Genomic DNA, 22,121 nt, shown 5'->3' on the forward strand with positions numbered 1-22,121 from the left:
CAGGAAAACCGAACGGGCAGGACCGGCTTACTCTTCGCCGGCACCCTCTTCTTCGCCGGCACCTTCACCTGTGCTGCCAGCCCCGTCACTTGCAACCACGCCTTCCGCCTCGTCTTCCAGCGCCTCTTCGCCGGTATCCGCGATGCGTTCGACACCCACAAGACGCTCGTCTTCCTGACTCAGTTTGATCAGCCGCACGCCCTGGGTGTTCCGGCTCAGCACGGACACTTCGTCACACCGTGTGCGCACCAGCGTACCCTTGTCGGAGATCAGCATCATTTCGTCGCCGTCAAAAAGCTGCAGCGCGGCGACCAGATTGCCGTTCCGGTCGGAACACTGCATGGCGATAACACCCTGGCTACCGCGATTATAGGCAGGGAATTCCTCCAGCTGCGTACGCTTGCCGTAGCCGTTTTCGCTCGCGGTGAGAATCACGCCGTTTTCCTGGGGGATGATCAGCGATACTACACTGTGCTCTTCCGGCATCCGGATACCACGAACGCCGCGGGCAGTCCGACTCAGGGGACGGATCTGGTCTTCCTGAAAGCGCACAGCCTTGCCGGCGGTGGAGAACAGCATCACCTCGGCATCACCCGCAGTGATTGCCGCACCGATCAGGGTGTCACCCTCATCCAGTGAGAGGGCGATCAGTCCACTGGAGCGGGGACGCGAGAAGTTGGGCAGAGGTGTCTTCTTGACAATACCCGCAGACGTCGCCATCAGGACGTAATGCCCTTCCGGATAATCGCGGACCGGCAGGAAGGTAGTGACGCGCTCGCCCTCTTCCAGAGGCAGGATGTTGATCATGGGTCGGCCACGGGAAGCCCGGCTGGCCCTGGGAATTTCGAATACCCTCAGCCAGTAGACCTTGCCCCGGCTGGTGAAGCAAAGGATGGTGTCATGGGAGTTGGCCACCAGCAGCTTTTCGATGAAGTCTTCTTCCTTCATCGAGGTTGAGGCCTTGCCCCGGCCTCCACGGCGCTGCGCCTGGTAATCCTCGATTGCCTGGGTCTTGGCGTAGCCACCATGGGAAATAGTGACCACCAGATCCTCCTCGTCGATCAGGTCGGCAATGGTCAGGTCCCGCTTGGAGCTGGTTATTTCTGTACGGCGCTCATCACCATACTCTTCCATCACCGCCTGCAATTCTTCCCGGATAACCTGCAACAGACGCTCCGGATCCCCAAGAATATCCAGAAGATCAGCAATTTTCTCAACAATTTCGCGATATTCGTTCTGCAGCTTTTCGGTTTCAAGACCGGTCAGGCGGTGCAGACGCAGATCGAGAATGGCCTGGGCCTGGTCAGGTGACAGGTGATAGAGGCCATTGCGCAGCCCCAGGTGTTCCGGCAGATCATCAGGACGACAGACATCGGCGCCCGCCTTCTCAAGCATGGCGAGAACGCCACCCGGGGACCATCCACGGTCCATCAGCTTTTCCTTCGCCTCGGCGGAGGAAGGTGATTCCTTGATCAGCGCGATGATTTCATCAATGTTCGCCAGTGCGACAGACAGGCCTTCAAGAATATGGCCCCGCTCGCGCGCCTTGCGCAGCTCATAGATAGTGCGCCGGGTAACCACCTCACGACGGTGACGGACGAAGGCGTCCAGCATTTCCTTCAGGTTCAGTATCCGGGGCTCGCCATTGATCAGCGCGACCATGTTGATACCGAACACCGTCTGAAGCTGGGTGTGGGCAAACATGTTGTTGATCACAACGTCGGGATTTTCACCCCGGCGCAGTTCGATCACTACCCGAATACCTTCCTTGTTGGATTCGTCCCGCAGCTCGGTAATGCCCTCAAGGCGCTTTTCCTTGACCAGCTCGGCGATCTTTTCGATCAGCCTTGCCTTGTTGAGCTGATAGGGCAGCTCGGTAATGATGACGGCGTCCTTACCGGTCTTGTTGTCATGCTCGATTTCGTGACGGGCGCGGATATAGATACGGCCACGGCCGGTACGGTAGGCTTCAACAATACCGGCGCGCCCGTTGATGATGCCCTCTGTGGGAAAGTCCGGCCCGGGGATGTACTCCATCAGGTCGTCGACGGTCATGTCCGGATTGTCGATCAGCGCCAGACAGCCCTTGACGATTTCCGTCAGGTTGTGGGGTGGAATGTTGGTGGCCATGCCCACGGCAATACCTGAGGAGCCATTCACCAGGAGGTTCGGAATGCGGGTCGGCATGACATCCGGGATCTGTTCCGTGCCGTCATAGTTGGGCACAAAATCCACGGTTTCCTTGTCCAGATCAGCCAGCAGGGAGTGGGCGATCTTCTTCATCCGGATTTCGGTGTAACGCATGGCCGCTGCGTTGTCACCGTCAATGGAACCGAAGTTACCCTGCCCGTCCACCAGCGGATAACGCAGGGAGAATGGCTGCGCCATACGAACGATGGTGTCGTAGACGGCTGAATCACCATGGGGGTGATATTTACCGATAACGTCACCCACCACACGGGCGGATTTCTTGTAGGATTTGTTCCAGTCGTTATTGAGCTCGGACATGGCGAAAAGCACACGCCGATGAACCGGCTTGAGGCCGTCACGAACGTCCGGTAGCGCCCGTCCGACGATGACGCTCATGGCGTAATCGAGATAGGACTGTTTGAGCTCATCTTCAATATTAACCGGCAGGATCTCTTTGGCTAATTCACCCATCGAGAAAGGTTCCTTTGCGTTTGCTGGAAGTCATTTTTTGAGCCGCTAATAATAACACATCCGAAGCTGCAAAGTACGGCTTTGGGCAGGCAAACAATGTACAAAAATCAACCAAATACCACGGTTTTGTTCTCGTGGATGATGACCCTGTCTTCGACGTGTGCCCGCAGCCCCCGCGCCAGCACATTTTTTTCCACGTCCTTGCCGAGACGGACCATATCTTCGATGGAATCGCTGTGATTTATCCGGATCACATCCTGCTCAATGATGGGACCTTCATCCAGGTCCTGGGTGACGTAATGACAGGTGGCTCCAATCAGTTTCACACCGCGGCTGTATGCCTGGTGGTACGGCCGGGCACCTGCAAACGAGGGCAGGAAGCTATGGTGAATGTTGATCACCCGACCGCTGTATCGCTCGCACACTTCCGGGGGCAGAATCTGCATGTAGCGGGCAAGCACGATCACGTCTGCCTGATAGGCGTCAAACAGCCGACCGACCTCAGCGAATGCCTCCTCGCGGTTGTCGCGGTTGACGGGAACGTGATGAAAAGGAATATCGTGCCAGTCCACCATACGTCGGAGATCGTCATGGTTGGACACCACCGCCACCACTTCGACATTCAGCTCCCTGCTGTGCCAGCGGTGTAGCAGGTCGAACAGACAGTGGGACTCCCTGCTGCACATCAGGACCACCCGCTTGGGCTGGGCGGAATCGGTCACCTGCCAGTGCATGTCAAACTCGCGGGCGATGGGCTCGAAGGCCATGCGGAACTGCTCAAGACCGAAAGGCATGGAACTGGCCCTGATTTCATGGCGCATGAAAAACCAGCCAGCCTGGCTGTCAGCGTGATGGCTGGCTTCGGTGATCCAGCCATTGTAATTGGTCAGAAAGTTACTGACTTTTGCGACTATTCCCACCCGGTCAGGACAGGAAATCACCAGACGGTACGTATGCTCCATGAAGACACTGCCCTCTTCTACAGATAAAGGCGCAGACTGCTTTATGTCGGCGCCAAAAATGGCCGACATGATAGCCTATCTTCATGGCAGATACGACGGTATGAGCCGCTGCCCCGGCCCGCCTTGATCGCTCACTCCCGGCATTTATCAGTGGCTTTCAGGGCCTCCTCGGTAAACACCAGCAGACCGAGTTCCGGCCGGTAGCCATGGATTTCGGTGACATCCAGCGCCTGCAGAAAATCCAGAATCTGGTCACTGATCACCTGCCCTGGCACCAGCACCGGAAACCCGGGCGGATAGGGAATGACAAAACTGGCAGACACCACATCCCTGCCCTGCCCCATAACCTCCTGCAGGGCCTCGTTGTCAAAGCGCAGATACTCGGTGTTTTCCTCGTCGTAGCTCAGGAAGTAAGCCCTCCGGATATCTCCTTCCGCCGAGTCTTTCCTGGGTCTGAAGGCATCATGGAAGCGGCTGAAATCCGGCAGGGGTGGCAGATCTTCAGTCAGGGATTTCACGTGATGCTGGATAATCTTGCGCTCGGGACGGCTGCTCTCCTCCCAGCGCCGGTCGAAGCCCTTGGCAAGCTTGATCAGCACGTCCAGCAGATAGGCGATTGACCCCCGGCTGGTGCCAATATTGGTCATGAACAGTACGGTATTGCGGGAGGTCTTGTTGATCTGGATGCCGTACTGATTCATAAGGTATTCATTCTTGAAGGTGTCACCGTCGATGCCGGTCAGGCCTATGGCCATGGTGATTCGGCTGGGGTCCACCACGAACTCATCGTTGGCCCAGGCCTCCTCCATCTTGTTCCACCCACTCACCGGGTCGTAAAAGGTGTCTATACCGGACTGGCGGAACTCCAGAGGTATCATGTCCTTATTGACCAGTACCCGGAAATATTTCTGCAGCACGGGGTTGGTATAGAGCTGCTCCCGCAGGGACAGTGCGGCTTCCACCTGTGCGTGCACCAGCTCAAACCCCTCCATTTCCGCCTGCATCCGGCCCACATCCAGCGAAGCTACGATCTGGTAGTTGGGCGAGGTGGAGGTATGGGTCATATAGGCTTCGTGGAAAGTGGCTTCCACCTTCTGCCGGTATTCCTGATCATAGACATGGATCATTGAGCCCTGACGCAGGGAGGTCAGCGTCTTGTGGGTGGAATGGGTGGCATAGGCCCTGACGCGCGTCTTTTCCGGATCAGGCATGAGGGTGTTATCCAGCCAGGTGGCATCGTCATCCGGATCCAGTTTGTCAAAACCTTCCTTCCAGGCGGCGTATTCCTTCTTGTACTCCTCGCTGTAATACCTGTCCCTCAGGGTCCGGGCGGCGTGCATGGCGGTACGGGGCCGATAGGTAGGATTGAAGGTGGCAAAGGCAAACCATGCCTCATCCCAGAGGAACACCAGATCCGGCTTGATGGCCAGGCACTCCTCCATCACCCGCCGCACGTTGTACACGATGCCATCGAAGGTGCAGTTGGTCAGCAACAGCATCTTGACCTTGTGCAACTGGCCGTTGCGTTTGAGCGCCAGCAGTGACTTCTTGATTTCCCGGAGGGGCACGGCGCCGTACATGGAATAGTCATTGAGAGGGTAGGAATCCAGATAGACCACATGGGCACCGGAGAGCACCATCCCGTAATGGTGGGATTTGTGGCAGTCCCGGTCCACCAGCACTATGTCACCCGGTTTGATCAGGGCCTGAACCACAATCTTGTTGGCGGTGGAGGTGCCGTTGGTCACAAAGAAGCTCTGCCGGGAACCAAATGCCCGGGCTGCATACTCCTGGGCCTTCTTGATCGGCCCGTAGGGCTGCAGCAGGGAGTCCAGGCCCCCGGAGGTGGCCGAGGTTTCAGCAAGAAAGATGTTGATGCCGTAAAAATCAATCATCTGCCCGGCCCAGTGGGAGCGGGTTACGGATTTGCCTCTTGATATTGGCATGGCATGGAAAACGCCGGTGGGCTTGCGGCTGTATTCCCGTAGCGCATCAAAAAACGGTGTCCGGTAACGGTCATCAATGGCCCGGAGGATGGTGTGATGCTGTTCGATGTAATCGGTTTCCCGATAGAAAATGCGGTTGAAGTGCCGGATGTCCCGGCTTGCAGTCACTTCAACGTCGCCGCTGGTGACCAGAAACTGGTCAATCTCCGGGCGTATCTCCCGGATCATGGAGCCCAGAAGGAGGCTCCGGTCCGCCTCGGTCTTGTTCCCCATCTCAATCTCGGACAGGCCCTCAAGGTAATTGCGCAGGGCACTGAGATTGTATTTCGACTTGTAGGGGAACTCGTACCGGATAAGGCATGCCTGGATGTTGGGATTCACCAGTATGGCAATGAGCGCGTCTTCGAAGCTGCGGACGGTCACCACGTCATAGATGAACTTGTCTTCCGGGCGCCTCAGGCTGTGGAAAGCCTCGCGTACCACTTCCTCTTCCTGACGGGACATGGCGTCCACAATCAGCAATTCAAAATATGGCTGCGACGAGCTGTTTGAGGTGGGATGACCCCGGCGCAGCTGAGCCAGAGCATCCAGAGCCTCCAGATCCTCGGACTCGGAATCGCTGTCACTCAGATCCACATGGCGACGCCGGTAGGACTCACTGATGAGGGTGCGCACGAGGCGCTTGACCACCTTTTCAAGCGCCCCGTATTCGGCATTGTGAAACAGGGTCCAGACGTGGTGGAAATCCTCTTTCGAGGGAAAGGCATGATAATCCTCGATGATTTCCAGTCGGGTCAGTTTGACATCAACCGACTTGACCAGATGTCTGGTCTCGACTTCGTCCGCGGTTCTCACCAGGCGGCCCAGATCCCGCTTGAGTGCATTCCATGTATCCGCCCGCAACTGGGAAATCTTGTGGTAAAACCCGAGTGCGCTGTAGGCCGCTTCTGATTCCGTCGTCTCATTCATCATGTTACCTGCTGTCCCGAAGTCGTGAATGCCCCCTGTAATGCCCTAAAGCTGGCACTGCATTACAGGACAAGTCGCTTTCGACTGAAACGTCCGGGTTATTCCAGAACGTCAGCATGACTGATGTAGCGGATGTCCAGAGTTACCTCCTCAAAGTGATCAAATGACAGGTCAATCGAATGATCTGCCCAGTAATAAGTGGCACGTCCTTCATTAGGATAGTAGACGGCAGTGTAGATAGTGCCCAGTCCGCGCCTGTAGTCACTGCGAAAAAGCGGCGGCGAGAAAAAGGCCGAGATCAGCCTTTCCCGGGTTGTGGCCTCATCATCTACCAGAATCGCCAGCTGTCGTTCCCTGATCAGGGTCTCGGAGGCCAGGGCATGAGCGTACCATTCGATTTTTTTCTGGTGATTGGTCGCCACGGGCAGGCGCCTTATTGTGGCCGGCCGGTCCGGCCCGATCATTGCCGTTATGTAGCGGCCCTGGGCGTCGTTCACCGTTATATTGTAGGCCATGTGAGTCGGCACCCGCGCAAGTACCGCCGCCGCCTGATCGGTGGTATCACAGAACTCGAGGATATAGCGCAGAATTATGGGCGCACCAAAGCCATCACCCACGGTTTTGCGACCGCCAAAAGCCAGTGACACCGTGAGACCACTGTCGTTGATGCCGTCAAGGACCCCCCAGAGGCAGTCTGACATGGCGATAACCCGGCGACCGTTCCAGCAAGTGGAGAGAATGGTCCCCTCACATAGCTCCGGGGGGTAGTCGTAGTTCCGCACCAGAATGTTGCTGCTGGCATTGGCCAGCACAGCCTGGGAGCAACCGGTAATATAGGGCGGCGGCCGGTAAAGGCTGAGCATGCGGGCGGGAAGGTCGCCGCCCCCGGTGAGCTCACAGAGCCTTGTGTAGGTGGGCACCAGCTCTGGCATGTGTTTGTTCAGCGCGTTGTAGCAGGCCAGATAACTGGGCCGCTCACGCTCGGTTTCCGACAGGTACCAGCGTTCGAAGGCTGGCCAGTGAAGCTCAAAAAGAGCCTGCCATTTGTCTCCGGGCATCGCTTCCTGGATGGCGCTGAAAACAAGACGCTTCTGTTTTTTCATTCTTCGGGCACCGCCGGATCCGGCGTAAGGGCTGACGGGGGCAGCAGCCCCCGTCCTGACGCCGTCATCACAGGATCTTGAAGTTGCCGCCGCCAATGGCGTGATTGACCGCCACTGCCTCGACTGCAGGGTCCTGCAGGGCCTGGCCGCTGAACTGGCCACGGATGCCGTCAATCCAGGCCTTGGCCCGGGGGGTCAACTGGAAGTCATCGTCCATCAGGCGGCCACGGGTTATCAGAATGCCCAGATCGGCGCCTTCGTAGCGGAAATCGCCAACGCCGCTAATGCGCATGAAGAAGGCTTCCTGCTCACTCTCTGCCGCATGAGGATGATAGCTGTAATGGTCATAGCTGATACTGCCGTCACCCGCCATCTTCCAGACACCGGATTCCGGCGCTTTGGTCAGCAGATCCACTGACTCATCTGTGTGCTTGATGACAAGCTGGCTCCAGCTGTCGATGCTCTCGGGATGGGACCAGCGCTCATTCAGTTCCTCGATATCGACATCAAAGTCCTCTCCTGAAAATTCCAGCAGGTGGAAAAGGAACAGGGGCACATCGGAGTGGGCGAAGGCGGCTACGTTGGTGAGGGAACTGGCACCGGTAACACGGGGATTGAGTTCGCCAAGGAAAACCTCCTCGGTATCCTGATCAATCAGGAAGTCGAGTTCGAAATAACCCCGGTAGCCTTCTTCGCGCAGCGCTTCACCATACTGGAAGGTGTATTCACGGGCCTTGTCGCGAACTTCCTGGGAAAAGGCGCCCGAGAACATTTCGTTGCCGCACCAGCCACCCTTGTAGGGCGTCAGTGCCTTGAAACCCACCAGTTCAGTCATCAGCGGGCCAACCACTGTGCCGCAGCGGGTGGTACAGGCCTCTATGGCAGAGCCCCGGCAGTTGATGCGTTTCATGATCTTGACTTCGGGCTCGGCTTCGATCTCTTCGGCGTACTTGTAATATTCGTCTTCATTGGAAACGAAGAAGGTGGTATGGCCGGAGTCACCGTAGGCGGACTGGATCACCAGATCAGTGGTGTTCAGGGGCTTGCTGACTTCCGTCAGATGCTCGTAGCTGTCAACCTTGGCCAGAACATTCGGAACACTGGGCACGCCCACCTTGTTGCCTATGCGCACTGTCTCAATCTTGTTGTCCATTCGCGAACGCAGCTTTGCAGGGGGAAACGCAATCTTCAGGCCAAGCTGCTCACAGATCTCTTCCGTGTGCTCATCGAACATCAGAAAAGCGGCAGTGCCAGTGCCGCCCCGGGACTGGAGGTAGTCGATCACCTCCTTGTGTTCCAGAAGGTAGTTGTTGATGTCTTCGATGCTCTCGAAGTCCCTGGGGAACTTCTCTTTGGGCACAAATACGTTCTTCTGCTTGCCGTCGAAACAGTCGATATAATTGATATGACGGAAATTGCCGACCCAGTCCCCGATACCCAGCAGATTAAAGTTGGTTGCGGAGATGAAATAGACCGGTTCCTTGTTGTTGTGGAAATAACGACGAATATCAGAAATGCTTTTTATTGTGCTCATATCCCTCACTCCTGTAATGGGGCTGTCCTGTCTGGTTTTACTGGATCGATCCGCTTTGGCACTGGACGATCCATTCTTCGGTTTAACGGGTTCGTGGTGTCGACCTTCAGATTTCGGTGAAGCCGACACCGGACGCTGCTCTCCATCCGGTGAAAGCCAGCCCGCAACCTGCCGACGCAGCATGTTCAGCAGTTCTCGTACCATGCTTTTCTCCGTGTTGGCCGCGCCAGATCAGAACGCGAGCATCATTCAGTATTTGGGCAGTTCATCTCTCACCGGCTTTCCCAGGGGGCCGAGGCTGTCCAGGAACGGACTGGATCCGTTTTCACTGCGGTACAGAGAAAAATCCACCTCACGGTCCCGGAAACTCTTCAGTGGCTGCCCCAGGCCACGCAGTCCGCGCTCACGCTCACGGCGAACCCGTTGCATGTCCACTTCAATGGGTACGATTTCGTCTCCGATACCAGACTGGTGGATGACGTCACCGGAGGGTCCCACAACGATGGAACGACCATTGCCCATGGCACCGGCGCCATTAATGTCAAAGAAGAAACACTGGTTAATAGCGGCATTGGTGCGCGCAATGGCCAGTTCAATATCCCGGTCTATGGTGTCCGTCATGGTGGGATGGAGTATGACTTCTGCACCCATGGCGGCGAGAGTGCGGGTGGTTTCAGGGAACCACATGTCATAACAGATGGAGACGCCGAAGCGGCCAACACCTGGCACATCAAAGACCACAAACTCGTTACCCGCCTCCACTCCCTCTTCGTAAGGGCGGAAGGGAAACATCTTGCGATAGCGGCACACCACTTCGCCTTCGGGACTGATGACACTCAGGGTGTTATAGATTTTGTCATCAACCCGCTCGAACATGGAACCGGGAATAAGCCAGATGCCATGATGTCTCGCCATCTCGCAGAACAGGTGTTCCTTGCTGCTGGGCATGGGTTCTGCGTGATGGGTAGAAGCACCGGTGACGACCAGTTCGCTGAACAGCACCATCTGCACCTGCGGAAAGCGGGACATGAGGAGGTCAATGCGGTGGCGCATGGTTTCGGTGTTGTCACCGTGGTGCAGGGCGTGCATCTGTACCCCGGCGATCGTGAAATAGGACATTGAATCCCTCGGTAAAGTGATACATCGAAGAGAATGTCTCCATCGGGGAAAACAGAAAGACATTCACCAGAAATTGTGTTGTTCGCATTTCTGCAATGCTATTAGCCTATGTCAAATCCCGCGACCTGTCGAAGTTACTGCGACAAATACGCATCGCGGCTTGTACCGACTAACCCACTATCTGATCTGTCCGGTCCGCCATGATGAAGTCATTTTTGTGCAGGCCGCCGATGGCATGAGTCCACCAGTTGACGGTGACCCGGCCATATTCAAGCAGGATGGCCGGATGGTGCCCTTCAGACTCCGCCTCCACTCCGACCCGGTTGGTAAAGGCCAGCGCTTCAGCAAAATCCTTCATTTTGAAGGTACGCTCCAGCTGTTTTTTTCCGCCGCGCTCAACAATCTGCCACTCCGGCACCTGGGCCAGCAGTTCGTTCTGTTCTTCCTGTGACAGGGCTGGCGTTCCTTTTCTGCAGGCTTCGCAATTCTGCTCTCTGAGATTGATCATCGTCCTGGCTCCTTTTGACTGGCTCAAGGGGCCAGATTGAACCTGCCGGATTTCCAGTTCAAGCCGGCGGCAGGCAAAAGAACCAATCCATTTATTGAAATCACCTCCGGACTCAATATACTGTATATTTAAACAGTATTATGGAATTCCATCCCATGAAAGAACTCCTCGACACCCTGATCCAGGATGCAAAAGTCTGGCAGGGCGGCCAACAGGCGACAGCCAGACAGCCAGCTGAACCCACGGGATTCGATATCCTGGATGCCCAGCTCCGGGGCATCGGCTGGCCAAGGGGCGCCCTGACCGAGTGCCTGCTGGAGGCACCGGGAATTGGCGAACTGCAGCTGACGCTACCACTGATGCGCCGGCAGGCAGACGCTGACAGGACCGTATTCTGGATAAATCCACCCCACATTCCCTACGCTCCGGCACTGGAGCGCGAAGGTCTCAACCTTTCCCGGGTGGTTATCATTCATGCCAGCAATCCGGCAGATGCGCTCTGGTCCATGGAAAACTGCCTCCGATCCCCAGCTACGGGTCTGGTTCTGGCCTGGCCCGGCCCCCTGAAATCACATGAGATTCGCCGACTCCAGCTGGCAGCCGAAAGTGGCGGCAGTCTCTGCATCCTGTTTCGGCCGGTACAGGCCTCAGTGAACAGTTCACCTGCGGCCCTGCGTCTGCAGTTGACACCCGGGCAGGACCAGACCCTGGGCGTCCGGGTCCTGAAACGCCGGGGGGGCTGGGCCAGCGACAGCTGCACTCTGACCCTGGCAGGCCGGAATTCCGTAACAGCGGAAACCAGCACCACCGTTGTTCCCGGCCCCTGGCCCAGGCGTGACGCCTGACCATGCTCTGGATTTATATCCACTTTCCCCACCTGCTGCTGGATCATGTCCGCAGCAATCGCAGTGAAACCGGACCACTGGTTATAGGTGATGTGCAGCAGCAGTTCGTGTATCAGGCCTGCCCGGAAGCAAGGCAACTGGGTATCCAGCCGTCGATGCGCCTGAAAACGGCCATCAGCCTGGCCCCGGATCTGACCATCATTCGCACTGCACCAGAAAGGGAACAGCAGGTGCTGGAACAGCAGGCCCGCTGGCTCTATCGCTACGCCGCCCACGTCAGCCTGCATCCTCCCCATGGTCTGGTGGTCGAAGCCAGCAGCGTGAACCGGCTCCATGGAGGCATGGAAAACCTGTGGCAGAAACTGTCACAGGCCATGGAGCAGCGTCGGCTTACCGGTCGGATGGCTGCCGGCCTGACGCCAAAGGCCGCGCAACAAATGGCCCGGGCCGGCACCGGCCACTGCAGTGACGACAGAAAATTCCTGAATCTCAGCCTCCGCAAACTGAGTATTCACCAGGCCGGTCTGCCGGGGAAAACAATGGAACGGCTGACAAGACTGGGGCTGGTGACTCTGGATGATCTCTTCAGCCTGCCCCAGGAGGAAGTTGCCCGTCGTCTGGAACCGGAAACCCTGCGGCTGCTGCAACAGATAGAAGGCACCCGTCCTGACCCGCAAACAGCCTGGACACCGCCGCACCGGTTCTTCCAGCACCTGGATTTCGCCCAGGACATTGAGCAGAGCGCCGGGCTGCTGTTTCCCCTCCAGCGACTGCTGGGCGAGCTCCAGGATGATCTTCAGTGGCGGCAGCAGGATACTGATGCCCTGCTACTCAGTCTGCATCACAGGAACCAGCCGGAAACCCGGCTTGAGCTGCGAACCGCCGGACCGGAACACCGGGCGACCAGTTTTCTCTCACTTATCCGGCTCAGGCTGGAGCAACAGGCACTGGCGGCACCAGTGGAAGGCCTGACCCTCAGCGTCAGCCGTTTTATTGACCGGGATCGTCCTGGTGGAGGCGACCTGCTGGGCAGTGGCCCCCCTCCCGAGGAAGCCCGGCAGGATCTGATCAGCCGTCTGCAGGCCCGGCTGGGCGATCAGGCTCTGCGGGTACTGGCCAGCCATGCCGACCACCGGCCGGAAAAAGCCTGGACCCAGGGGCGGCTGCGCAAGCCTGTTCCGGGGGCCACATCGGGAGACTATTCACTTCGCCCTCTCTGGCTTCTCAATGCGCCACAGCCGGTCATACACCTCCCGGAAGCCTGGCTGGCGGGGCCGGAAAGGATCAGCGGGGGCTGGTGGGATGGCGAGCGGGTGCAGAGGGACTATTACATAGCCCGACTGACTTCCGGCCAACTGGCCTGGATATTCCGTGACGTCAGCGGCGGGTGGTTCATTCACGGTCTGTTTGGTTGATTCATGACGACTTACGCGGAACTTCACTGCTTCAGCAACTTCACATTCCTCACCGGTGCATCCCATCCCGAGGAACTGGCAGACCGTGCAATGGAACTGGGCTATGCCGCGCTGGCCATTACCGACACCTGTTCTGTCGCCGGCATCCCCCGGGCCTGGGCCGCCCTCAAAGACAGTCCGGTAAAGCTCATCACTGGCAGTCATTTTCTGCTCCGGGACGAAGAGCTGGATAGTCAGCCTGTCAATATCGTACTGCTGGCCCGGGATCGCAAAGGCTACGGCCAGCTGTGCCAACTCATCACGAGGGCGCGGCGACGGGCTCCAAAGGGGAAATACCACCTATACCGGGAGGACATCCAGAAGGAAGCGCTCAGTCACTGCCTTTGCCTGTGGCCACCCCCCTCCCTGCCCCGGGTATCCTTTGACGCGGCACTGGCCTGCGGACACTGGCTTCGGCGCGAATTTGAAGACCGTTTCTGGCTGGCGGCGGAACGGGCCCTGGAAAATCGGGAAGAAGAACATCTTCAACAGCTGCGCACCCTGGCAGCTCACCTGGAATGCCGCATCACTGCCGCCGGCAATGTTCACATCCACCGTCGTGATCGTCAGCCGCTGCAGGATGTACTGACCGCCATCCGCCATGGCTGCACCCTGGAAAACGCGGGTCTGCACCTGTTCCAGAACGGTGAACGCTACCTCCGTCCCCAGAAGGTTCTGAAGCGTCTCTATCCAGAGAGCTGGCTGGCGGAAAGTCAGGCCATAGCTGAACAATGCAGCTTTGAGCCTGGCAGCCTGCGCTATGAATACCCCCCTGATCTGGTTCCGGAAGGCATATCCGCCGGTGAGCACCTGCAGAGGCTCACCCGGGAGGGTGAGCTTGCAAGGTTTCCCGAAGGTACGCCCTTTCCCATTCAGGCGCTGATCCGCAAGGAACTCCGGCTGATTGCGGAAATGAACTATGAACACTATTTTCTCACCCTTGAAGACATAGTCCGTTTTGCCCGCAACCGGGGCATTCTCTGCCAGGGCCGGGGATCAGCCGCCAACTCGGCGGTCTGCTACTGTCTCGGAATCACCGAGGTGGATCCCCGCAAGGTGGAGCTTCTGTTTGAGCGTTTCATATCAAAGGACCGGGACGAACCACCGGACATTGATGTGGATTTTGAGCATGACCGTCGGGAAGAAGTCATGCAATACATTTACCGTCGCTACACCCGTGAACGGGCTGCCCTGGCCGCCACCGTGATCCGCTATCGGCCCCGCAGTGCTATCCGGGATGTGGGCAAGGCCCTGGGGTTCGACCCCGCCCTGGTGGAACAGCTGCTGAATGGCATTGACTGGCGGGACCGGGAAACCGACTGGCGACAGCAGATCCTGGACAAGAAGCTGACCCGCAACCCCCGGGTAGCGGAGCAGTTTTTCAGCCTGGTCAACACCCTGCTGGGCTTTCCCCGGCATTTGTCCCAGCACGTGGGAGGTTTTGTCATCAGTGCCGGCCCGCTGGCGGAACTGGTGCCAGTGGAAAATGCCGCCATGGCTGACCGCACGGTCATCCAGTGGGACAAGGACGATCTGGAAAGTCTCGGATTGATGAAGGTGGACATTCTCGCCCTGGGCATGCTCTCCGCCATCCGCCGGGCTCTGGATCTTATCGGCCAGCGCCGCGGCCAGCCTTTCCGGATGCAGGACATACCGGCGGATGATCCGGCCACCTATAAGATGCTGCAGAAAGGAGACAGTGTTGGCGTTTTCCAGGTGGAATCACGGGCCCAGATAAACATGCTGCCCCGCCTGCGACCGGAGGTTTACTACGATCTGGTGATACAGGTCGCCATCGTGCGGCCCGGCCCCATCCAGGGAGACATGGTACATCCCTACATTCGCCGCAGACACGGCCTGGAGCCGGTGAACTACCCCAATGAAGCCATACGGGGAGTTCTGGAGCGTACTCTCGGCGTTCCCATATTCCAGGAGCAGGTGATCAAACTGGCAATGGTGGCAGCCGGTTTTACAGCAGGTGAAGCAGACAGACTGAGACGGGCCATGGCTGCCTGGAAGTCCCATGGGGACATGACTTCTTTCAGGGAGAAACTGATCTCGGGCATGCTGGAGCGGGGTCATGGTGCAGCCTTCGCAGAGCGCCTTTATAAACAGATCTGTGGCTTCGGGGGCTATGGCTTCCCTGAATCCCACGCCGCCAGCTTTGCCCTGCTGGTATATGTATCCGCCTGGATCAAGCGCCATTACCCGGCGGAGTTCTATTGTGGCCTGCTGAACAGCCAGCCCATGGGGTTCTATTCACCGTCCCAGCTGGTTCAGGACGCGCGCCGCCACGGGGTCAGGGTTCTGCCGCCGGATGTGAATGCAAGCAACTGGGATCACACCCTTGAAGGGCCCGACCAGGCCCTGCGGCTTGGCCTGAGACTGGTCCGCGGGCTATCCGCACAGCCGTCACGGGAACTGGTCCAGCGCCGTCCGTCAGGGGGCTACCGCACCACTGCCGAACTGCGAAGTATCAGCAACCTCAGCCAGCGGGATCTGGAAGCCCTGGCTGGAGCCAATGCCCTGCAGAGTCTGACCGACAATCGCCGCCAGGCGTACTGGCAACTGCTGGGTCACCAGCCACCTGCCGCCCTGTTTGCCAGCGAGGATCAGAGTGAATACAACGCCACCCAGGTGACCCTGCCGGCCCCCACCGAGGGTCAGTCCATTCTGGAGGACTACGCCAGCCAGGGCCTGTCATTACAGCGGCATCCTCTGGCTCTGCTCCGTGAACAGGGCCATCTTCAGCATTGCCTGAGCGCCCGGGAACTGATGGATGCCGAGCCAGGCCGGCCAGTCCAGGTGGCTGGCCTGGTAACAGGCCGACAGCGTCCCGGCACCCGTTCCGGGGTCACCTTTGTTACGCTCGAAGATGAAACCGGCAACATCAACCTGGTGGTCTGGCTGGATACCGCCAGACGCCAGCGCCAGCCCCTGCTGACTGCCCGACTGCTGCATGTGAAGGGTGTGCTGGAAAGGGAAGGCGATATTGTTCATGTGATGGCGGGAAAGCTCTCGGATATCAGCCATCTGATAAAGAGCCTTCAGGTAACTTCCAGAAACTTCCAGTGACCTTCAACCGCTGACAAAAAAGCCCCCACCGGATTGCCGGAGGGGGCTTTTCGTTTGCTGTAGAGCGATCAGCCGAGCAGCTTGATCATGACCCCCGCAGCCACCGCAGAACCAATAACGCCGGCCACGTTGGGACCCATGGCATGCATCAGCAGGAAGTTCTGGGGATTGGCTTCCAGTCCCACCTTGTTGGACACCCGCGCCGCCATAGGCACCGCCGACACGCCGGCAGAACCAATCAGCGGATTGATGGGCTCCTTCGTGAAGTAGTTCATCACCTTGGCCATTATCACACCGGCCGCTGTACCCACGCCGAATGCAACAATGCCCAGTGCCAGGATACCAAGGGTCTGGCCATCCAGGAACTTGTCAGCCATGAGCTTGGAGCCCACCGACAGACCCAGGAAAATGGTCACGATGTTGATCAGAGCATTCTGCGCGGTATCGCTCAGACGCTCTACCACACCACATTCACGCATCAGGTTGCCGAAAGTGAACATGCCCAGCAGCGGAGCCGCATCCGGCAGAAACAGCACAACGGCAATCAGCACTACAAGCGGGAAAATGATCTTTTCCTTTTTGCTGACCGGCCGCAGCTGGGACATCTTGATGGCTCGCTCTTTCTTCGAGGTCAGCGCCTTCATGATGGGAGGCTGAATCATCGGAACCAGCGCCATGTAGGCATAGGCAGACACAGCGATCGCCCCCAGCAGATGTGGTGCCAGAACACTGGACACATAGATGGACGTAGGACCGTCGGCGCCACCGATAATACCGATCGCCGCAGCTTCCAGAATCGTGAATTCAAGAATGCCGAACATATCCAGCAGGGCTGCCCCGATCACGGTTCCAAAGATCCCAAACTGGGCAGCAGCACCCAGCAGCAGGGTTTTCGGATTAGCCAGGAGAGGGCCGAAATCCGTCATGGCGCCCACGCCCATGAAGATCAACAGCGGCCCGATCGTGCTTCCGATAATAACCATGTAGAAGTTCTGGAGCATGCCATTGCCGTAACCAAAGTCCTGGGCCAGGGTATTGGCAGAACTGACTACTGCGTAACTGGCGTCCTTGTACGCCTCCTTGAACAGATCTTTTACTTCGGGGGTAACAACCTGTCCGGCTTCATAGGATACGTCCAGAACACCCGCCAGCGCCGCCAGAACCTGGGGTTTGGCGAAGTGAATAGCATTCTCCGCAGCGGACAGAGCAAGACCTGCCTCCGGAATGTTCGCCAGGATACCGCCAAATCCGATCGGGACCAGCAGCAGCGGCTCAAAACCCTTGCGTATGGCAAGGAAGAGAAGACCAAGGCAGACCAGAATCATGATCACCTGGCCGGGTTCTATATTGAACAGGCCACTGCCTGTCCAAAGCGTCAGTAATTTTTCCATGGAATGCTGGCCCTTATGCGATTGTCAGCATTTCGTCATCGACCGCGACAGCGTCGCCGACCTTGATGAATACCTCGCCGATGGTTCCGGCCTTGGGAGCACGAACCTCGGTTTCCATTTTCATCGCCTCCAGGATGATCAGCACATCTCCTTCTTCAACCGTGTCGCCAGGCGAAACCAGGATTCTGAAGATGTTGCCACCCAGGGGTGCCAGTACCGACTCGCCTTCTCCCGCTGCGGGAGCAGGAGCTGATTGCGCGGGCGCTTCAGAACCGCCTCCTGTGGGCTGGATTCCGCTGATGTCGCCGCCTTCGGTGACCGCAACCACAAATTCCTTGCCGTTGACAGTCACGGTGTAACTCTCCGGGCCACCCTTCTTCGCCGCACCCGGCTTCGCAACGTCATCCGCGCTGGGAACCGGCTCGAATGCATCGGGATTGCCCCGGTTCTCAAGAAACTTGAGGCCGATCTGCGGGAACAGTGCATAGGTCAGGACATCGTCAACCACGTTATCCGCGAGCTTGATGTTCTTTTCTGCAGCCAGCTTTTCCAGCTCTTTGGTGAGCCTGTCCATTTCCGGCTCGATAAGATCGGCCGGACGGCAGGTAATCGGCTCTTTGCCCTCGAGGACGCGCTTCTGCAGCTCCTTGTTGAACTCCGCTGGCGCCGCGCCATACTCGCCCTTGAGAATCGCCGCAGTCTCCTTGGAGATTGATTTGTAGCGCTCTCCAGTCAGAACATTCAGCACAGCCTGTGTGCCGACGATCTGTGATGTCGGTGTAACCAGAGGAATGAATCCGAGATCTTCACGAACCCTGGGAATTTCAGCCAGCACCTCGTCAAACTTGTCCGCGGCATTCTGTTCGCGCAGCTGACTCTCCATGTTGGTCAGCATGCCGCCAGGAACCTGAGCGGTCAGAATACGGGAATCAATACCACGAAGGCTGCCTTCGAACTTCGCGTACTTCTTGCGAACTTCCCGGAAGTAGCCGGCAATTTCCTCAAGCAGGTTCAGATCCAGACCAGTATCACGATCCGTGTCCTCAAGAATGGCAACCACCGCCTCCGTCGGCGAATGACCGTAGGTCATGCTCATGGAAGAAATTGCAGTATCGACGTTGTCGATTCCGGCTTCCGCAGCCTTGAGGGCCGTTGCAGTAGACATGCCGGTCGTGGCGTGGCACTGCATATGCACGGGAACTTTGAGCTCTTTTTTCAGGCGGGTAACAAGTTCAAACGCCACATAGGGTTTCAGCAGACCAGCCATGTCCTTGATGGCAATGGATTCAGCGCCCATGGACTCGACTTCTTTGGCCATGTCGACCCACATCTGGAGGGTGTGGACCGGGCTGGTGGTGTATGCAATGGTGCCCTGGGCGTGCTTGCCTGTCTTGAGCACGGCCTTGATGGCAGTTTCCAGATTCCGGGGGTCATTCATGGCATCGAAGATGCGGAAAACGTCCACGCCGTTGTCAGCGGCACGCTCCACAAAGCGCTCAACCACATCATCAGCATAGTGCCGGTAGCCCAGGAGGTTCTGGCCACGCAGAAGCATCTGCTGGGGGGTATTGGGCATGGCTTTCTTGATCTGCCGGATACGATCCCAGGGATCTTCGCCAAGATAGCGGATGCAGGCGTCAAACGTGGCGCCGCCCCAGGATTCCACCGACCAGAAGCCGACTTTGTCCAGCTTGTCGGCAATGGGGAGCATGTCTTCCAGACGCACCCGGGTGGCGAGCAGCGACTGGGGAGCATCACGCAGAATAACGTCCGTTATCCCCAACGGTTTCTTTGTGTCTGTCATCGTGTCGGCCTTCTGTTTAAAGGTTCTAATTCGTGCTTCCGGTCACTTCTTGTGGCGTGACCGGAATTGTGCAATCGCCTTTTTAATTGCTTCCGCTACATCAGGGTCGACCGACGCCGGAGCTGAGGGCTTTTTTGCACGTGAAGCGCGCGCCGGGGTTGCCGGCTCGGGTGACGAAAAGCGGGTGATCAGTTTTGACATGAGCAGCGTGGCAAGAACGAGGACGATCAGGAATACAAAAACGAATCCCATCCCCGCCACCATCAGGTCGATGGCTTGTGACATTAGCTCATTCATAGATGCGCTACCTTGACTGTGGTTCTGTTTCTCCCGATCAGCTTTCTGCCGCGACATGGGCGGCACTGAATTCGGGGGGCAAAATCCTGCGTAATTTACCGGTTTCTACGTATGGGAGCAACCGGATTGCCCGGCGTGATGGGAACATTTCCTGCAGGTGAGCAGCGATAATACTGCTTTTATTCGTCCGCCGGGCGCCCTGTCATACCATTCGAACACGGAAAGAGCGGCCCTTGATCCGCCCTTTTTCGACGCGCCGGAGAGCTTTTTCCGCAAGATCCGCCTGAACGGCCACGAAGGACTGGAACTCGAGAAGATCGATTTTTCCCACAGCGCTACCAGGTATTCCCGCCTCACCGGTAAGCGCCCCAAGAATATCTCCCCGTCTTACTTTGTCCTTCCGGCCGCCAGCCACGCAGAGCGTTCTCATTGGCGGTCTCACTGGCCGGTCTGGAACACTGAGCAAAGTGGCTGTGTCGCCCCAGGCAATGCTGCCCCGCCCCTCCTTTTCAAGCCGGGTTACCCTATGGCCCTGGGAGGGGGTACAGAAGGTAACTGCGTGGCCGAGCTCCCCCGCCCGGCCCGTGCGTCCGATGCGATGGGTGTGGATTTCAGGATCCCGGGCGGGCTCCACATTCACCACCAGAGGCAGGGATTTTATGTCCAGCCCCCGAGCAGCGACATCCGTCGCCACAAGAACCGTGATGCTCTGATTGGAGAACTGCACCAGCACCGCATCCCGGTCCTTCTGATCCAGATCCCCATGCAGGGCCATCGCACTGAATCCCCGGTGTGCCAGAGCCGCGGCAATCTCGTCACACTGTTGCCGGGTGGTGCAGAAAGCGATGCACGACAGAGGCTGCCTCTCCGACAGGAGGGATGCGAGGGCATCTGTCTGCTGGCCGGGCTGAATTTCGTAGAAGACCTCCTCGATATCGGGCGCAGCCTCGGTATCAGCTACCCTCACGTCCTCAGGATCTCTCTGGTAGCTCTGGCTCAGGGCGCGGATCGCATCGGGCCAGGTGGCGGAGAACAGCAGCGTCTGTCGCTGCGGGGGAAGCTGGGCGATGATGTTGTCCATTGCCTCCCGAAAGCCCATGTCCAGCATCCTGTCGGCCTCATCCAGAACCAGCACTTTCAGATCACTGAATGTGAGCGTGCCCTTGCGCAGGTGATCCTGGATCCGACCCGGCGTACCCACTACCAGATGAGCCCCGTGGCTGAGAGACCCTATCTGGGGGCCAATGGGTACACCACCACAGAGGGTGACGATCTTGATGTTGGCCTGGGCCTGAGCCAGGTCCCTTAGTGCTCTGGCAACCTGGTCAGCCAACTCCCGGGTCGGGCAGAGGACAAGGCCCTGAACCGAAAAATGACGCACATTGAGCTTCTCGATCAGCCCTATGCCGAAAGCAGCTGTCTTGCCACTGCCAGTTCTGGCCTTGGCAATCACATCCCGGCCCTCAAGCACCGGAGGGATGGCTGCGGCCTGAACGGGCGTGGGCACCTGGAATCCCAGGCGTTCGAGATTGGCGCGCATCGTCTCGGAGATATTAAGCTGATTGAATGACGTCATAAAAAACCCTGAAAAAATCGTAACTGGTCCCGAAGGGAATTGTCAGCGCGTATACTACCCCATAGCAAAGCCAACATCAGAGACATGAAAGGATCAATCAGTCATGCCATCACTCCAGGATCAGCTACTGAAAGCGGGACTTGCTGACGAGAAAAAAGCCAAGGCCCTCAAAAAAGAAAAACACAAGCAGCGTAAACAGCAGCCCAAGGGCGCCACCGAGGTCAACGAAACCCAGCTAAGGGCCCAGCAGGCGCGGGAGGAGAAAACCGAACACGACCGACAGCTCAACCAGAAGCGCCACGAGGAGGCTCAGCGCAAGGCCATACAGGCACAGATCCGGGAACTGGTTGCTGCCAACCGTCTGGACCGGAAGCGGGGCGAGACAGCCTATCAGTTTGTACACGACAAAAAGATCAAGAAGATCTTCGTTGCCGAGGCCATGATCGACCAGCTTTCACGGGGACGCCTGGCGGTTGTCTTTGTGAATGATGGCTACGAACTGGTTGCAGAAGGGGTTGCCCGCAAGATCATGGAGCGGGACGCCAGCGCAGTGGTGGTGCTGCATGAGCGCAAGCAGGACGATGCGGCGTCCGATGACCCCTATGCGGACTATGAAATCCCTGATGATCTGATGTGGTAAGAAAGAAGGTATGCAAACAGAAAACCCCGCACAGGGCGGGGTCTTTTGTTTGATATGGCGCGGCTGGGAGGATTATTCGGGCCTCTGGCCCTCACCCCTTCGGGGTCGTCGTCGCTTCGCTCCGACGTTCCTCCGCAGGCTGCGCCTGCTCCGGTCGAACCTCTTCGGTTCAAATCCCGTCTGACTTTTTTCCAACCTCAGCCTCGTGGCACTTCAGGCTCAGGGTAATCAATTTGG

At 57.8% G+C, this 22,121-nt stretch carries 15 protein-coding genes; 4 read left to right on the plus strand and 11 right to left on the minus strand.

Going from position 1 to position 22,121, the window contains the following annotated elements; translation table 11 throughout:
• Positions 1 to 27: 27 nt before the first annotated feature.
• The 7 genes from gyrA to LG327_RS15930 all read right to left on the minus strand — a co-directional run bounded on the left by gyrA (position 28) and on the right by LG327_RS15930 (position 10,802).
• On the minus strand, positions 28 to 2,661 hold the full coding sequence (gene gyrA / locus LG327_RS15900) for a DNA gyrase subunit A (protein ID WP_404363386.1): 2,634 nt from the start codon (positions 2,659 to 2,661) through the stop codon (positions 28 to 30).
• A gap of 107 nt (positions 2,662 to 2,768) precedes the next feature.
• Complete coding sequence (purU, locus tag LG327_RS15905; RefSeq protein WP_404369485.1) at positions 2,769 to 3,623, minus strand: formyltetrahydrofolate deformylase; 855 nt, start codon at positions 3,621 to 3,623, stop codon at positions 2,769 to 2,771.
• Positions 3,624 to 3,754: 131 nt separating this feature from the next.
• Positions 3,755 to 6,541 carry an aminotransferase class I/II-fold pyridoxal phosphate-dependent enzyme gene (locus tag LG327_RS15910; RefSeq protein ID WP_404363388.1) on the minus strand — a complete coding sequence of 929 codons (2,787 nt, stop codon included), beginning with the start codon at positions 6,539 to 6,541 and terminating at the stop codon, positions 3,755 to 3,757.
• A gap of 95 nt (positions 6,542 to 6,636) precedes the next feature.
• A complete protein-coding gene (locus LG327_RS15915) occupies positions 6,637 to 7,641 on the minus strand; it encodes a C45 family autoproteolytic acyltransferase/hydolase (RefSeq protein ID WP_404363390.1) in 1,005 nt (334 codons plus the stop codon).
• 67 nt (positions 7,642 to 7,708) lie between these two features.
• A complete protein-coding gene (locus LG327_RS15920; protein ID WP_404363392.1) occupies positions 7,709 to 9,175 on the minus strand; it encodes a biotin carboxylase in 1,467 nt (488 codons plus the stop codon).
• A 249-nt stretch (positions 9,176 to 9,424) separates the two neighbouring features.
• Entirely contained in the window at positions 9,425 to 10,294 is an 870-nt protein-coding gene (locus tag LG327_RS15925) for a carbon-nitrogen hydrolase family protein (protein WP_404363394.1), read from the minus strand.
• 169 nt (positions 10,295 to 10,463) lie between these two features.
• A complete protein-coding gene (locus tag LG327_RS15930) occupies positions 10,464 to 10,802 on the minus strand; it encodes a 4a-hydroxytetrahydrobiopterin dehydratase (RefSeq protein ID WP_404363396.1) in 339 nt (112 codons plus the stop codon).
• Between the two features lie 155 nt (positions 10,803 to 10,957).
• Here LG327_RS15930 and imuA point away from each other — a divergent pair, with 155 nt between their 5' ends.
• The 3 genes from imuA to LG327_RS15945 are packed head-to-tail and all read left to right on the plus strand — an operon-like array spanning position 10,958 to position 16,176.
• Positions 10,958 to 11,647 (plus strand): translesion DNA synthesis-associated protein ImuA, encoded by a 690-nt coding sequence (imuA, locus tag LG327_RS15935; protein ID WP_404363398.1) that lies wholly within the window; start codon positions 10,958 to 10,960, stop codon positions 11,645 to 11,647.
• Between the two features lie 2 nt (positions 11,648 to 11,649).
• Entirely contained in the window at positions 11,650 to 13,062 is a 1,413-nt protein-coding gene (locus tag LG327_RS15940; RefSeq protein ID WP_404363400.1) for a Y-family DNA polymerase, read from the plus strand.
• A gap of 3 nt (positions 13,063 to 13,065) precedes the next feature.
• Complete coding sequence (locus LG327_RS15945; RefSeq protein ID WP_404363402.1) at positions 13,066 to 16,176, plus strand: error-prone DNA polymerase; 3,111 nt, start codon at positions 13,066 to 13,068, stop codon at positions 16,174 to 16,176.
• Between the two features lie 68 nt (positions 16,177 to 16,244).
• Here LG327_RS15945 and LG327_RS15950 read toward each other — a convergent pair whose 3' ends face one another.
• The 4 genes from LG327_RS15950 to dbpA form a co-directional block, all read right to left on the minus strand.
• Positions 16,245 to 17,567 carry a sodium ion-translocating decarboxylase subunit beta gene (locus LG327_RS15950; protein WP_404363404.1) on the minus strand — a complete coding sequence of 441 codons (1,323 nt, stop codon included), beginning with the start codon at positions 17,565 to 17,567 and terminating at the stop codon, positions 16,245 to 16,247.
• Positions 17,568 to 17,580: 13 nt separating this feature from the next.
• Entirely contained in the window at positions 17,581 to 19,371 is a 1,791-nt protein-coding gene (oadA, locus tag LG327_RS15955) for a sodium-extruding oxaloacetate decarboxylase subunit alpha (RefSeq protein ID WP_404363406.1), read from the minus strand.
• A gap of 42 nt (positions 19,372 to 19,413) precedes the next feature.
• On the minus strand, positions 19,414 to 19,668 hold the full coding sequence (locus LG327_RS15960; protein ID WP_404363408.1) for an OadG family protein: 255 nt from the start codon (positions 19,666 to 19,668) through the stop codon (positions 19,414 to 19,416).
• 202 nt (positions 19,669 to 19,870) lie between these two features.
• The gene (gene dbpA / locus LG327_RS15965) at positions 19,871 to 21,244 is read right to left on the minus strand and encodes an ATP-dependent RNA helicase DbpA (RefSeq protein WP_404363410.1); all 1,374 of its coding nucleotides are present in this window, start codon (positions 21,242 to 21,244) and stop codon (positions 19,871 to 19,873) included.
• 103 nt (positions 21,245 to 21,347) lie between these two features.
• On the opposite strand from dbpA, the gene LG327_RS15970 reads away from it, so the two are divergent.
• Positions 21,348 to 21,884, plus strand: coding sequence for a DUF2058 domain-containing protein (locus tag LG327_RS15970; protein WP_404363412.1), 537 nt, complete (start codon positions 21,348 to 21,350; stop codon positions 21,882 to 21,884).
• Positions 21,885 to 22,121 lie beyond the last annotated feature (237 nt).

The organism is Marinobacter sp. (assembly GCF_044799475.1).
GTDB lineage: Bacteria > Pseudomonadota > Gammaproteobacteria > Pseudomonadales > Oleiphilaceae > Marinobacter.